This window comes from Saccharopolyspora terrae (assembly GCF_004348435.1).
GTDB lineage: Bacteria > Actinomycetota > Actinomycetes > Mycobacteriales > Pseudonocardiaceae > Saccharopolyspora > Saccharopolyspora endophytica.
The window spans coordinates 16056-30456 of record NZ_SMKS01000028.1 but is presented as its reverse complement, the minus strand read 5'-3'; the positions used below and the strand labels follow the sequence as shown (position 1 = coordinate 30456).

Here is a 14401-nt window from a genome sequence, read left to right as displayed (position 1 = left end):
TGTACCCCAGGCCGCCCCTTCTGCACTATGGAACGCAGAGTGCAATAATGCACTCCGTGGTTGATGGTGCAACTCCTGCTCTGACGCGTCGGGTCCGCACGGCTCACCGGCTGACCGCCGCAGCGCGTCGCCGCACGGCCGAGGACGGGCTGTCCGGCTTCACCGTGGACGAGGTCTGCGACGAGGCGGGCATCTCCAGGCGCACCTTCTTCAACTACTTCGCGTCCAAGGAGGACGCGGTACTGGGGTTCACCACGCTGTGGGACCAGCACGAGATCGAGGAACGGTTCACCTCCGGCGGCGACCCGGACGAACCGGGGGTCTCGGCGAGCCTGCTCGACGACTACGCCGCGCTCCTGGTCGACCGCTGGACCGAGGTCGGGCTCACGCCCGAGCACGTCGCGGACCTGGTCGCGGCCATGGACCGCGAACCCCGGCTGCTGTCGCGGGTTATCGAGCACGTCCAGACGCGCGAACGCGCCGATGTCGAACTGGTGCGAGTCAGGGAAGGGCTCCCCGAAGGAGACCTCCGGGCCTCCGTCGCCGTCCAGGTGGTCTGCGCGCTCGCGGGCGCCTGCATGGGGCAGTTCCTCGAACCAGCCAACTCCGAGCCGCTGAAGACGCTCATGCAACGCCGCTTGGTGGCCGCTCGCGAGGTGTTCGCCGCCACGCTCACCGGAGGGACCCGATGACCGAAACCGAACCCACGTTACTGCTCACCAAGCGGCGGATCTGGATCATCTTCAGCGCGCTGATCGCGGGCATGCTGCTGGCCAGCCTCGACCAGACCATCGTGTCCACCGCGATGCCCACCATCGTCGGCGACCTCGGCGGCGTCGCGCACCAGGCGTGGATCACCACCGCCTACCTGCTGGCCACCACCATCGTCATGCCGATCTACGGCAAGTTCGGCGACGTGCTCGGCAGGCGCAAGCTGTTCCTGATCGCGATCGCGCTGTTCACGCTCGCCTCGGTCGGGTGCGCCGTGGCCGGTGACTTCTGGACCTTCGTGATCTTCCGCGCCGCGCAGGGCCTCGGCGGCGGTGGCCTGATGATCCTCTCGCAGGCGATCATCGCCGACATCGTGCCCGCCAGCGAGCGCGGCAAGTACCTCGGGCCGCTCGGCGGCATCTTCGGCCTCGCCGCGGTCGGCGGCCCGCTGCTCGGCGGGTTCTTCGTCGACCACCTGTCCTGGCACTGGGCGTTCTACATCAACATCCCGATCGGCATCGCCGCGTTCGCCATCACCTACTTCGCGCTGACCCTGCCCAGCAAGAAGGCCACCAAGCCGCTGGACATCCCCGGCGTGGTGCTGCTGGCGCTGGCCACCACGAGCCTGATCTTCTTCACCGACTTCGGCGGCGACTCCGCGCACGGCTGGAGCGCGCCCGAAACCTGGCTGTGGGCAGCGGGTCTGGTCATCGCTGCGGCGCTGTTCGTGCTGGTCGAGTCCCGGGCGAGCGACCCGGTCATCCCGCTGTCGCTGTTCCGCAACCCCATCTTCGTCAACGCCACCAGCATCGGGTTGGTGCTCGGGCTGGGCATGTTCGCCGCGCTGGGCTTCCTGCCCACCTTCCTGCAGATGTCCACCGGGACCTCGGCGGCGGTGTCGGGCATGGCGATGCTGCCGATGATGGCCGGACTGATGCTGACCTCCATCACCTCCGGTGCGATGATCACCAAGACCGGCCGCTACAAGGTGTTCCCGATCCTGGGCACGCTCATCACCGCGGGCGGGATGCTCGCCATGACCACGCTGTCGGCCGACACGCCGGTGTGGCTGCTGTGCGTGTTCCTGTTCGTCTTCGGCGCCGGCCTCGGCCTGATCATGCAGGTCGTGGTGCTGGTGGTGCAGAACTCCGTCGACCCGGCGCTTCTCGGCACCGCGACCAGCACCAACAACTACTTCCGCGAGGTCGGCGGCGCGCTGGGCGTCGCGGTGTTCGGCACGATCTTCTCCACCAGGCTGGCCGAGAACCTCACCGAGATCTTCGCCGGTGCCGGTGCGTCCGCGCAGCAGGCCGAGCAGTCCGCGGTGTCGCTGTCGCCGAACATGCTGCAGCAGCTGCCCGAACCCGTGCGGGACGCGATCGTCGCCGCCTACGCTGATGCACTGGCACCCGTGTTCTGGTACCTGGTGCCGTTCATGGCCATCGCGTTCCTGCTCTCGCTGCTGCTCAAGCAGATCCCGCTGTCGGAGGTGGCCGGGCTCGTCGCTCGCGGCGAGGCCATCGGCGGCGAGGAAGCCGAAGCGCTCGAAGCGCAGCAGCGCGCCACCACCAAGACCCACTGATCGCGGGAGGAATCGCATGGCGGAGATGGATCTGCGCGTCCGGTTGCTGGACAAGGCGCTGAGCCTGGCCCCCAGCGTCACCGGCATGACCGACGAGCAGCTGATCGCGCGGCAGCGGAAGACCTTGCCGCGCAACAAGGTCATCGACTTCCTGCTGGGCTCTCGCGCTCCCGGCGTCATCACCAGCGACCTCACCGCCGAAGGAGCCGACGGCCGCATCGGGATCCGGGTGTACCGGCCGATGCGGGCGACCGGGCCGCTGCCGCTGATCGTCAACATCCACGGCGGCGGCTGGGTCAGCGGGAACCTCGACATGGGGGACTGGTTGTGCGGCCGGGTCGCCGAGGAGGTCGGGGCGGTCGTGGTGTCGGTGGACTACCGGCTCGCGCCCGCCCACCGGTTCCCGGTGGCCGTGGAGGACTGCTACGCCGCGCTCGTCGACGTCGCCGGACGCGCCGCCGAACTCGGTGCCGAACCGAACCGGATCGCGGTCATGGGCGACAGCGCGGGCGGCAACCTCGCGGCCGTGATGTGCCTGCTCGCGCGGGACCGCTCCGGCCCGGAGATCGCCTTCCAGGGCCTGATCTACCCGGCCACCGACATGACGCTGGGCAGCCAGTCCCTGGAGGACAACGCCGAGGCGCCGGTGATCACCACCCGCGAGGCGCGGAAGATGCGCGACACCTACCTCGACGGGCAGAACCCGGCGAACCCGCTGGTCTCACCGCTGAAGGCGGCGACGCACGAGGGGCTACCGCCGGCGCTGATCCAGGTCGCCGAGCACGACCCGATCCGCGACGACGGCCTGCGCTACGGCGAGGCGCTGCGAGCCGCCGGGGTCCCGGTCCGCACCACCACCTACGTCCGCATGCCGCACGGCTACATGTCCTTCCCGAACATCTGCCGCAGCGCACCCCAGGCCCTCGCCGAACTCTGCACCGAACTCTCAACAGCACTCCTACGACCCCGCGTGACCGACTAGGCCAAGAGTGCGGCCTTGGTCGCGGTTTCAGGTGCGGGACTCAGCTCGCACCGCCGCAGGTTCTGAGCGGTGCTGTGGCGAGTACGCCGCGACGCCGATGTCCACCCCTGGGGTAAGCGGAATACATCAGGAGTGGCGCACGGAGTCCACAGCGCCGCTCAGGTTCTGCTACCTGCACCGCTAAGCAAAAGGTCCCCGAACAAGCAAAAGAGCCGGGGCGTGGCCGCGCGGGAGGCGCGGCCGCGCCCCGGGCTTCACCGGTGAGGCTTCGGCTGGAACCTCACCAGCCCACGGCCACCACGAGCCACTGCGGGCCTTCGTGGGAGACGTAGGAGGCCTGCTCGGCCACGTCGTCGTACGGGAACCCGTAGGACTTCCCGTCGATGTTGTGGTCGTGCCAGAACTTGGCGTAGTAGTTCGCCGGTCCTGTCGGGTAGAACTTCGACGGGTCGTGCTGCTGGTCCTCCGGCAGGTCGGCGACGTGGCGGTTGAGCGCGGCGCACTTGTTGGCGTCGCCGCCGAGGGTTCCGGCGCAACCGAAGATGTTCTTGGTCGTCTCGTTGACGCCCACCGAGTTCGCGTAGTCGGTGAAGTAGTTCGCCTGCGCGCCGCCGTCCTGGAACTCCGGTGAGCTGCCGGGCGCGATGATCCGGTTCGGGTCGTCGGCCAGGTGCTTGAACTCCTCCGGGACCTCCTCGCGGAACTTCTGGAAGGTCGCCTCGCGGCTCTCCTGGAACGTCTCGTAGTCCTCGCCGAACGCCGCGTCGAACCCGTCGTCGGCGTGCAGCCGCATCGCCAGCTTCAGGCCGAACGCGTCGACGCGAGTGGTGTTGCCGTTGAAGACGTTCTCGCCGACGGTGAACTCGATGAAGTCCGTCAGCGGGCTGTCCGGGGCGCCGAGGTGGAACTCCATGCGGCCGGAGTTGTTGGCCGGCATGTCCAGGTAGGGCTGCTCGGCGATCGAGTGCGTCTCGCCGTTGAACGTCCAGTACACCTGGTCGTCGGGGTACTCGCCGTTGGTCTGGTTGATGACCTTGACCATGAGCTCGTTCTGCGCCGGGGGAATGCTCGCGACATCACCCCAGAACTCCTCTGGTGGCGGGGTTCCCGCGGGTGCGATGTTCGCGGTGTGCGGCTCGGCGGGTTGTGCTGCCTGGGCCGGGAGCGAGGCGGCGACGGTGGCCGAGGCCAGCGCGCTCGCGGTCAGCAGGCCCAGAGCACCACGGCGCCAGCGCCGCTTCGTTGCGGATGCGGTCATGTTTTTCACTCTCCGAACTAGGAGGAATGAAGATCTGAGAGCGCTCTCAAGTTTCACACTTTCTCGATCCCGAACGGAAGTCAACATTCCGGTTCCGGGCTGTCCGCTTCTCGCCAGCGACGACGCCGGAGTTCGCACTTCTCGGGCGTTCTGCGACTTTTCGGCGCACGTCCGGTGGATTGCCGGATTTCGCTGACCGCCCCCGGCCGATCTGGGTACCGTTCACCATCAGCTCGCTCCACCGAGGGGGAAGGGTCATGGCCAGAGGCGATCGTCGCCCGACCCTGGAGACCGTCGCGGCCCGCGCCGGGGTCTCCCGCGCGACGGTGTCGCGGGTGATCAACGACCAGCCCGTCGCGCCGTCCAGCAGGAGAGCGGTGGAACGCGCGATCGCCGAGGTCGGCTACGTGCCCAACCAGGCCGCGCGCAGCCTCGTCACCCACCGGACCGGTCTGATCGCGCTGGTGCTGCCCGAATCCTCCACGCGCGTGTTCTCCGACGACCAGTTCTTCCCCCGGCTCATCCAGGGCGTCAGCCAGGAGCTGGACGACGAGGACGAGCAGCTGGTGCTGATGCTGGCCGGGTCCGAGGCGAGTCGCGACCGGATCGAGCGCTCGGCGGTGGCCGGGCGGGTCGACGGCGTCATGCTCGCCTCGCTGCACGGCACGGACCCGCTGTCGGCGGCGCTGGCGAAGTCGGGAATCCCGGTGGTCAGCAACGAACGCGTCCTCGGCCCGGTCGAGGTGCCCAGCGTCGGCGTGGACAACCGGGGTGGTGCGAGGGCGGCCGTGGAGCACCTGATCGCCTCCGGGCGCAGGCGCATCGCGACGATCACCGGACCGCAGGACATGATCGCCGGGATGGACCGCCTCGACGGGTACCTGGACGCCGTCGGGGGATCGCAGGAGCCGGTCGTGGCGGCGGGGGACTTCACCCGCGCTTCCGGCGAGGCGGCGATGAAGCGGCTGCTGGACGAGGAACCCGGGATCGACGCCGTGTTCGCCGCCTCCGACCTGATGGCCGAGGGGGCGCTGCACGTGCTGCGCCAGAACGGCTTCCGCGTTCCGGACGACGTGGCGCTGGTCGGTTTCGACGACATCACCAGGGCTCGCTACACCGAGCCGCCGCTGACCACCGTGAGCCAGCCCATCGACGGCATCGGCCGCCACCTCGCGGCCCAGCTGCTGCGCCTGATCGCCGGCGAGCCCGTCGAACCGGTGATCACCCTGACCGCGGAGCTCGTCGTCCGCGAGTCCACCTGAGGGTCACCAGTGGACAGTTCTGGTCCGAACCGTCCCTGTCCCGAATCGCCTGGTCCGCTGGGACGAAGATCGCCCGTTCCCGGGCCCCGACGCGAGAAGTCCGGGCGAGGCCGTGGTGGCCCCGCCCGGAATCCGATCGCCGGTGATCAGATCACGGGAAGTTCGCCAGGTTCGACGGCGTGGTCGCCGGCGGGGTCACATCACCCGTGTCGTTGATGACGTGGGTGATCGATCCCTTCTCGTTGAGCGAGACCGTCGCCATGCTGTGGAACTTCACGCCCGGCACCGCCGGGACCTCGAAGGCGTGGTGGTTCTTCACCTCGGGGTTGGTGTTGAAGAAGCAGTAGCTCCCCAAGCCCCAGGCCTCGTGGTTGGTGACCTGGTCGCCCACCTTGTAGGCGGCCCAGCCCTCCAGGCCGTTGTCGTTCATGTACGAGGCCTGGTCCGGAACGTCGTAGGGCATCTCGTTCTGGAAGAAGATCGTCTTGCCGTTGTTGCCGTTCCAGATGACCTGGTACTTGTTGTAGTGCTCGACGAACAGGCCGGTGGCCGTCACGTCGTCACCGTTGACCAGCACGCCCGTGTCGCCCGGGTTGACGTCCCAGCCGAACGAGCCCTCGTTGCCGTGGTCGGCGCGCCAGGCCCAGATGTGGTCCATGACCGCGTTCTTGCTGTTCACGATCAGGCTGTTGGTCGCCTTGCCCGCGACGGTGCCGCCCAGCCGGAAGAACACGTCCTGCATGATCGTCGGGTTCTGCGAGTGGTCCGCCGAAGCGCCCTCCTCGCCGACGGTCAGCAGGCTCGGCGAGTTCTGGGTGCCCGCGTCGAACAGCACGCCCTTGATGCGCACGCCGTCGACGTCGGCGACCTCCATCGCCGTCTTGCCGGTGTCGGGCATGAGCGTCGGGTAACCGATGCCCAGCACGATGGTGTCCGGGTTGGTGATCTTGATCGTGTCGTCCAGGTGGTACACACCCGGGGTGAAGAACAGGTTGCAACCCGAGGCCACGGCGGCGTTGATGTCCGCGGCGGTGTCGGTCGGCTTGGCCACGTAGAACTGGCTCATCGGCACCGACTTGCCCGGGGTCTCACCGTTGGCCCAGCTCGGACCGGTGGCATTGGTGCGCACGTCCGGGCGGAACACCTGGAACTTGCCCGCGTCGTCGACGTACAGGTACGGCACGTCGGCCGACACCGGGGTCGACTCCAGCGTGGTGTGCGGCGGGGTCGGGAACGCGGTGGGCGGTGCGCCCTGCACGCCGGAGAACGTCATGTTCCAGACGCCGCCGTCCCAGGCGCCCAGCTGCGAGTCGCGGGTGTACCACTGCTGCTGCGACGAGGACTCCGTGGTGCCCGAGACCTTGGTGTCGGCGAGGTAGCCACCGCTGGCCCAGCCGTAGCTCGCCGGGTACAGGTCCAGGTCGCCCTGGATGTCCATGCGACGCATCGGCGCGGCCTGCGACACGCCCCAGCGGTTGGCGCCGTTGGGCTTGACGGTCATGTTCTCCGCCGAGCGCCAGAAGTTCTGGGTCGCGTTGCCCTCGTCGGACTCGTTGAACGCGTCGACCGTGATGTTGCCGTTGATGGTGACGTCGCCCGGGTTCTTGCCCAGGCCCGCCACCGAGGTGTAGTAGCCGACGTTGTCGTTGACGGCGTACTCACCCGGCTTGAACAGGTGCGCGACCCGGTCCTCGGACATCTGGTCTGCCAGCGTGTCCTTGAGGTTGTTGAAGTCGTCGTCGAGCTGCTGCTGGATGCTCTCCGGCGACATCGACGGGTCGAAGATCCGCACGTTCGGACCGAAGTCCGGCGTGTCGGTGCCCGCGCATGCCTGGGGTCCGGGTGCCGGAGCCGCGGGCTTCGCGGGTTGAGCGTGGATCGCGCCGGGCATCGCCGCCGCACTGGGCGCGACGGCGGTGACGGCGGCGACAGCGGCCATTCCCGCGAAGAACGGGAACCGGCGACGCCCACGCCGTTGTGAGACGGGAGTCATGTTTCAAGCACCTCCGGAAAAGGACAATGCGACGAACGCACTGCATGAGAGCGCTCTCAGATCGGGACCCTAGACCGATCAAGAGCATTTCCGGAAGGTGGTCGTCGTGAAACCGCCAGCGCGCCGGTGGATTCCCGTTTTCCCAGCTGAGGAATCTTCGGTGAACAAGGCTGCTGTCGCCGAGCGGCCTTCACGTATTCGGCTGTCTTTCCCCTTTTTCGTTCCGCGTCCGCGTAGCGGAAAACGCGCGCCCCGGAGTGGGGTGCACGTTTTCCAGCCTATCCCGGTTCAATTATCAGGTCACGAATTTCTTTGCCGGCACCAGTCAGCGTCCGGCTTGAGAATTGAGGTCGAAGCTCGGGTGCGGCGGCTGGTTGTAGGCGGTGTTCTGCCACGCGACGGCCTGCCTGTACTGGCGGTCCTCCATCAGCGACGGCAGCGACACGTCCGTGGGTTCGGTCGTGCTGAACACCCGCAGCGCGCTGCTGTCGGTGGTGCGGTAGACGACCTCCTCGCGTCAGTCGCCCATCAGATCCGCCGACAGCGCGGGGTTGGCCTTGGTGCCGTTGTTGGACGCCACGCCCTCGAAGTCCTGGATCCGCTGCTGTCCATCGGGGGAGTACTTGTCGACGTGGGTGTCGTCGAGCAGCTCTCGGGTGGTGTCGCCGTCCCACCACACCAGGAAGTTGATCGAATCCGGCCGCGCTCCGATCTCGTTGCCCGCGCTGTCGCGCAGCTGCGGTTCGGCGGACGACCAGTACTCCGCGCCCGGGTTGTCCGGCCAGATGTCGCCCGCCACGCCGCGTCCGTTGTCGCCGGCGGGAGCCGTCTGCCAGAGGATCTCGCCGGTCGCGGCATCGGCCAGCCACGAACCCGGCTGCGTCTCGTCCTCGTCGACCTTGAAGACCTCCTGGCCGGGCCTGCCGGGATCGAAGTCGCTGACGTGCAGCGCGTCTCCGTGGCCGAAACCGGTGTTCCACAACGGTTTCCCGGAATCATCGAGGGCCATCGCGCCGTACACGATCTCGTCGTTGCCGTCACCGTCCACATCGGCCACCGACAGGTTGTGGTTGCCCTGCCCCGCGTACTGCTCGCCCGCGGTGTCGCTGTCGAAGGTCCACAGCGGTGCGAGCTGCCCGCTGCTGAAGTCCCAGGCGGTGATCACCGTGCGGGTGTAGTAGCCGCGCGCCTGGATCAGCGCGGGCTTGCCTCCGATCTGGGCGGTGGCGGCCAGGAACCGGTCGGATCGGTTGCCGTAGCCGTCACCCCAGGAGTTCGGGTCGCCGCGCTGCGGGATGTAATCGGTGGTGTGCAGGGCAGCGCCGGTCGCGCCGTCGAAGACCGTCAGGAACTCCGGTCCTCCGAGCACGTAGCCGTCCTGGTCGCGGTAGTCGGCCTTGGCGTCGCCGATCGCGGTTCCGGCACCGTCGACGGTGCCGTCGGCGGTCTTCATCGCCACCTCGGCCTTGCCGTCGCTGTTGTAGTCGTAGACCTGGAACTGCGTGTAGTGCGCACCGGAGCGGATGTTGCGGCCGAGATCGATGCGCCACAACCGGGTCCCGTCGAGCTCGTAGGCATCGACGATCGTGTTGCCGGTGTAGCCGGCCTGCGAGTTGTCCTTGGAGTTGGAGGGATCCCACTTCACCACGTACTCGTACTGGCCGTTGCCGTCCAGATCGCCGACGCTGACGTCGTTCGCGCTGTAGGTGTAGCCCTCCCCGGTGGGCGTGGTGCCGCCTTCCGGGATCTGCAGTGGGATGTCGAGGTGGTCTGCGGACGTGCGCGCCTGTACCGCGCCCTGCGCTGGGGCCCCGGCCGGGACCACCGAGTACCGGGCGTGCGGTGGGGCCCCAGCGTCGAAGAAGTTCGTTTCGCGCGACGTGGTCACCTTGGTGTCGTCGCGGTAGACGTCGAAGCTCAGGGTTGCGGGGTCGGAGCCGAACCGGCGCCAGGACACGAAGTTTCCGCCGTCCTGGCGGATGCCGACTGCTGCCCGGTCGGGAACCGGTTCCGCTGCCGATACCGGCCCCGGCCACGCCAACGGCAGCAGTGCGATCGCGAGAACGGGAAGTGCCTGCCGACCGAAGTGCCTCCGGTGACTGGAATCCATTGAGGACCTGCCGATCTTCTCGGGGGTGTCGCATCACACCCCGGTTGGATGGAGCCGTCCTGCGCATCGGGGAAAGTCGCGCTTCTCGTCCCTCGGGAGACCTGTCGGGAGGAGTTGCGGTAAACGCTTTCCCAAATGTTCGGAAGCATAGGAAAGGGCTTTCAGAAGCGCAAGGTTCGTCTCGGGTTCAACCGATCTCGTCGAGCGCGCGGAAGGCGAGGTGCAGGTCGTAGCTCAGCGACGGCGAGTGCAGCAGGGAGCGTTCCAGCAGTTGCTCGGCGCGGATGAGCCGTTTGCGGAGAGCGGGGCTGGAGATGCCGAGGGCCTCGGCCGCACGGGCCGACCGGGCATCGGCGAGCAGCCACGACCAAACGGTCTCCAGAAGTTGCGGCGAATCCCGCAACGGCGCCAGCAGCCGATCGGCCCAGCGGCGAACCTCCTCGCGGTGCAGCAGCTCGTCGAGATCACCCGAGGGGCGGGCGCCGCCGGTGAAGCGTGCAGCCGCAGCGCGAGGTCCAGCTCCGCCCGGTCGGGGAGCCGGTGCAGGTCGCGGCCCAGCAGCGAACCGATCTTGTGCACCCGGCCGCTGAGGGTGTTGCGGTGGATCTTGAGGTGTCGGGTGGCCTGCTGGTGGAACGTCAGCCACGACATGAGGCTGCCGCGCAGGTCGTCGCGCGACGGGTCCTGGGGGCGCGGGTTCGAACTCCTCCAGCGGTGCCAGCGCCCGCCGCGCCCAGTCCTCAGTCCCGCAGCGGGAGGACGGTGCTGATGCCCGCGCTGATCCGGCCGATGTCGGCGTTGGCCTTCGCCACCAGCTCCCGCAGCGCCTCGGCCGTGCGGTGCGCGGTGGCCAGCCCACCGTCCATTAGCAGGTGCGACACGGCCTCGCCGACCTGGTCGTTGGCGGCCTCGACGCGCCTGGACCGCTCGTGCGCGTGCTGGGCCTGCCAGGTCAGCGCCAGCACGCGGAGGGGGTCGGTGCGCCTCGGTTCGGAGGTGAAGCGGTCGAGCGCCGATCCGGCCAGCGCCAGCGTCGGCGCCTCGGGTTCGCCGCTGATGGCGAACGCCGCGAGCTGATCGTGACCGTCGCGCTCGACGACGGACCGGTACGAGCCCAGCCGCACGCGGCGCGCGGTGTCGACGACCGCCTCGGGCAGAGCGCGGTCGGGTGCGCTCGCGATGGGCTTGCCCGCCGCGTCGAACAGCGCCGCGGATCCGTCGACCTCGTCGGCGAAGCGGGTGAGCAACCGGCGCAACCGCGCTTCCCTCCTCGGCCCGATCACCCCCGAACGAGACCGGTCCCGGCACGCGCGTCGTGTCGGGACCGGTCTCGTTCGGGGCAGGTGAAAGCTGCTGGGGTCAGAGCGCTTTGAGGACCCGCTGGGCGAGCGGGGCGGAGGACGCCGGGTTCTGGCCCGTGTAGAGGTTGCGGTCGACCACGACGTTGGGGGACCAGGGCGTGCCCTCGTCGAAGGAAACCCCGAGCTCGCCGAGGCGGTCCTGCAGCAGCCATGGGGCCTTGTCCGCCAGCCCGGCCTGGATCTCCTCGGAGTTGGTGAAGGCCGTGACCGAGTAACCCCGGAACGGCGACTCGCCGCCCTGGGCGGTGGCCAGCAGCGCGGCCGGGGCGTGGCAGACGATCGCCAGGGGCTTGCCTGAGTCGAGGGTCTCGGTGAGGACGCGAGCGGAGTCGGCGTTGACCGCGAGGTCCTCCATCGGGCCGTGCCCGCCCGGGTAGAACACCGCGTCGTAGTCGGCCGGGTTCACCTTCGCCAGGTCGATCGGGTTCTTCAGCTCGGTGGCGTCCTCCAGGATCGCGGCGACGCGGTCGGCGGCTTCCTGCCCGCCGTTGGCGTCGGCGCTCAGGCTGCCTCGGTCGACCGGGGGTACCACCGCGCCCGGGGAGGCGATCACGACCTCGTGGCCCGCGTCGGTGAAGGCCTCGTACGGTGCCGCGAACTCCTCGGCCCAGAACCCCGTGGGGTGCTTCGTGCCGTCGTTGAGCGTCCAGTGGTCCGCGCCGGTGAGCACGAACAGGATCTTCGCCATGGGGTTTCGCTCTCAAACTAGAGGTGTGCGGTTCCGCCTCCGACCGTATGCGCGGGTTCGCCACCCGTGCCAATCGACGAAGCGATGCCCTCGATCACAACCGCCCTCAGCCCAGCACCAAGGGCGGTTTGAGAGGGCGGCGGTAGCCGCTGTTCCAGGTGTGGGACTCAGCTCGCACCGCTGCGGGTCCTCAGCGGTTCTCTGGGGAGGACAGCCGACACGCCGTGTATTGGCATACATCAGTCTCGGATCCCGGAGCCAGAGGGCCGCTGAGGTTCTGCCACCCGCACCGCCAAGCAACGTAATTCCGCAACAGCCCCTTAGAAGTCGGTGACCAGGAGGTTCGCTCGGGTGCTGGTGGGGGTGATGAGCCGGGCGTTGCGCATGTCGCTGCGGTGGACCCAGCCCTCGGCCTCGGCGCGGGTCTTGCCGTGGTGGACGTGCCGTTCGACCAGGCGGGAGACGAGCTCGTCGTCGGACTGGTGCAGGAACCAGGACTCGTCGAGCAGGGGCCGGACCCCGGACCAGGGAGCCTGGTCGAGCAGCAGGTAGTTGCCCTCGGTGATGACCAGCGGGACGTCGGGGTCGACCGCGATGGCGCCCGCGTAGGACTCCTCGACCTCGCGGTGGAACCGCGGCGCGTACACCGTCTCGGTGCCCTCGCGGATCCGGCGCAGCAGCGCGACGTAGCCGGCCGCGTCGAAGGTGTCCGGGGCGCCCTTGCGGTCCCGCCGGCCGAGGCGGCGCAACTCCGCCTCGGCCAGGTGGAAACCGTCCATCGGCACCACCACGGCCGCGGAACCCAGTTCGCCGACCAGCTTCTCGGCCAACGTCCCCTTCCCGGAACCGGGCCCGCCAGCGATGCCCAGGACGCGGCGCGAGCCGGTCGAGGCCAGCGCCCGGGCGCGGTCGAGCAGGCCGGGCAGGCCGTCGCGGTGCCGGGGGATCACGCCTGCTTCCCCTTGCGCAGCGAGCTCTCGATGTCCTCCAGCGTGCGGTTCTTGGTCTCCGGCAGGTTCCGCCACAGGTAGACCAGGCCGAGGATGCCCAGCAGGCCGTAGATCCAGAACAGGCCGGTCGGGGTCAGCGCGTTGATCAGCGTCAGCACCGAGATGGAGATCAGGAAGTCCAGGCCCCAGTGCGTCACCGTACCGACACCGGCGGCCTTGCCGCGCACCGCGGTCGGGAACACCTCGCTGTTGATCAGCCAGATCGCCAGGCCCAGGCTCGCCGCGAACGCCGCCTCGTAGAGCATCAACCCGCCGGTGAGCAGCAGTCCCAGCCCGTGCACGCTGGGCAGCAGGTACAGCGCGCCCAGCCCGAACAGCACCAGGATGACCACGCTCGTGCCGCCCAGCAGCAGCGGACGGCGGCCCACCTTGTCGATGAACAGCAGCGCGATCATCGTGAAGATCATGTTGGCGGCGCCGATGCCGACCGAGGACAGGATCGCGGCGGAGTCGCCGAGCCCGGCCTGCTTGAGGATCGTGGGCGCGTAGTAGATGACCGCGTTGACGCCGACCAGCTGGTTGGTGGCGGCGACCGCGAAGCCGAGCAGCACGGCGGGACGCAGCTTCGGGCTCAGCAGGTCCCGGTAGCTGAACTTGCTCTCCTCGCGCATCGCCTCGGACATCTCCGCCAGCGAGGCGTCGGCGTCGGCCGCGGAGTGGGTGCGCAGCAGCGCCTTGCGGGCGTCCTCGGTCTGGCCGCGCGAGAGCAGCCAGCGCGGACTCTCGGCCAGCGTGAACAGGCCGGCCAGCATGACCAGCGACGGCACGACGGCCAGCCCGACCATCCAGCGCCAGCCGCCGCTCTCGGCGAAGGCGTAGCCGACGAGGTAGGACGCGAAGATGCCGATGGTGATCATCAGCTGGTTCATCGACACCAGCCGGCCGCGCAGCGTCGGCGGGGCGATCTCGGCGATGTAGGTCGGCACCACCAGCGACGAACCGCCGATGGCCAGGCCCAGCAGGACCCGCGCCACGACCAGGATCGTGGTGTCCGGTGCCAGCGCCGACAGCAGCGCGCCCGCGGAGAACACGGCGGACAGGACGATCAGGGTGACCTTGCGGCCGATGCGGTCGACCACGGGTCCCGCACCGATCGAGCCGACGATCGCGCCGAGCAGCAGGGACGCGACCACGAACTGCTGCATGCCGTCGGACAGCGAGAACTCCGGGGCGATGTAGAGCAGCGCCGCCGAGATCACGCCGGTGTCGTAGCCGAAGAGCAGACCGCCGAGCGCGGCGATGGTCGAGGCGCCGAGCACGGCCCCGCGCCGGGCGCGAGGGGGCGCGGACGTCTCCGGGGCCCTGGATGTGGTCATGGGTGCTCTCGTCCTCCCCGGACCCGCAGCGGTGCGGGTCGATGTGCGCGCCTCGGCGCGGCCTCCGCTTTGAGTGATCGGCACTGTAGGTCCAAGTTAAGCGCTTGCGCAAGCGTTTGCCGGGTATG

The 14401-nt window shown here is 68.9% G+C and carries 11 protein-coding genes and 2 pseudogenes; 4 read left to right on the top strand and 9 right to left on the bottom strand.

Features of this window, described 5'->3' with window-relative positions:
- Positions 1-56: 56 nt before the first annotated feature.
- Genes E1181_RS16965 through E1181_RS16955 form a run of 3 tightly spaced genes read left to right on the top strand, consistent with a single transcriptional unit; the run spans position 57 to position 3275 of the window.
- Positions 57-692, top strand: a complete 636-nt coding sequence (locus tag E1181_RS16965; protein ID WP_235876833.1) for a TetR/AcrR family transcriptional regulator — start codon at positions 57-59, stop codon at positions 690-692.
- Positions 689-2293, top strand: coding sequence for an MDR family MFS transporter (locus E1181_RS16960; protein WP_132675888.1), 1605 nt, complete (start codon positions 689-691; stop codon positions 2291-2293). Before E1181_RS16965 ends, E1181_RS16960 begins: the two co-directional genes overlap by 4 nt.
- A 16-nt stretch (positions 2294-2309) precedes the next feature.
- The gene (locus E1181_RS16955; RefSeq protein ID WP_132675886.1) at positions 2310-3275 is read left to right on the top strand and encodes an alpha/beta hydrolase; all 966 of its coding nucleotides are present in this window, start codon (positions 2310-2312) and stop codon (positions 3273-3275) included.
- A gap of 280 nt (positions 3276-3555) precedes the next feature.
- Here the strand turns inward: E1181_RS16955 and E1181_RS16950 are convergent, their stop codons facing one another.
- Positions 3556-4533: a glycoside hydrolase family 64 protein gene (locus E1181_RS16950; RefSeq protein ID WP_132675884.1), complete on the bottom strand. Its 978-nt coding sequence runs from the start codon at positions 4531-4533 to the stop codon at positions 3556-3558.
- Positions 4534-4790: 257 nt separating this feature from the next.
- On the opposite strand from E1181_RS16950, the gene E1181_RS16945 reads away from it, so the two are divergent.
- Positions 4791-5795: a LacI family DNA-binding transcriptional regulator gene (locus E1181_RS16945; protein WP_132675882.1), complete on the top strand. Its 1005-nt coding sequence runs from the start codon at positions 4791-4793 to the stop codon at positions 5793-5795.
- A gap of 151 nt (positions 5796-5946) precedes the next feature.
- On the opposite strand, the gene E1181_RS16940 is transcribed toward E1181_RS16945, so the two are convergent.
- From E1181_RS16940 to E1181_RS16910, 8 genes and pseudogenes are all read right to left on the bottom strand, one after another.
- Positions 5947-7788, bottom strand: coding sequence for a hypothetical protein (locus tag E1181_RS16940; RefSeq protein WP_235876832.1), 1842 nt, complete (start codon positions 7786-7788; stop codon positions 5947-5949).
- Between the two features lie 325 nt (positions 7789-8113).
- A pseudogene (locus tag E1181_RS31480) lies at positions 8114-9898 on the bottom strand (rhamnogalacturonan lyase).
- A gap of 187 nt (positions 9899-10085) precedes the next feature.
- Entirely contained in the window at positions 10086-10301 is a 216-nt protein-coding gene (locus tag E1181_RS32170) for a helix-turn-helix domain-containing protein (protein WP_235876829.1), read from the bottom strand.
- A 107-nt stretch (positions 10302-10408) separates the two neighbouring features.
- Positions 10409-10549: pseudogene (locus tag E1181_RS32925) on the bottom strand (helix-turn-helix domain-containing protein); the annotation flags it as partial.
- Between the two features lie 89 nt (positions 10550-10638).
- Complete coding sequence (locus E1181_RS16925) at positions 10639-11154, bottom strand: hypothetical protein (RefSeq protein ID WP_132675878.1); 516 nt, start codon at positions 11152-11154, stop codon at positions 10639-10641.
- Between the two features lie 103 nt (positions 11155-11257).
- Positions 11258-11947: a type 1 glutamine amidotransferase domain-containing protein gene (locus tag E1181_RS16920; protein WP_132675876.1), complete on the bottom strand. Its 690-nt coding sequence runs from the start codon at positions 11945-11947 to the stop codon at positions 11258-11260.
- Positions 11948-12267: 320 nt separating this feature from the next.
- Positions 12268-12894, bottom strand: coding sequence for a nucleoside/nucleotide kinase family protein (locus E1181_RS16915; protein ID WP_132675981.1), 627 nt, complete (start codon positions 12892-12894; stop codon positions 12268-12270).
- The gene (locus tag E1181_RS16910; protein WP_132675874.1) at positions 12894-14273 is read right to left on the bottom strand and encodes a sugar porter family MFS transporter; all 1380 of its coding nucleotides are present in this window, start codon (positions 14271-14273) and stop codon (positions 12894-12896) included. Before E1181_RS16910 ends, E1181_RS16915 begins: the two co-directional genes overlap by 1 nt.
- Positions 14274-14401 lie beyond the last annotated feature (128 nt).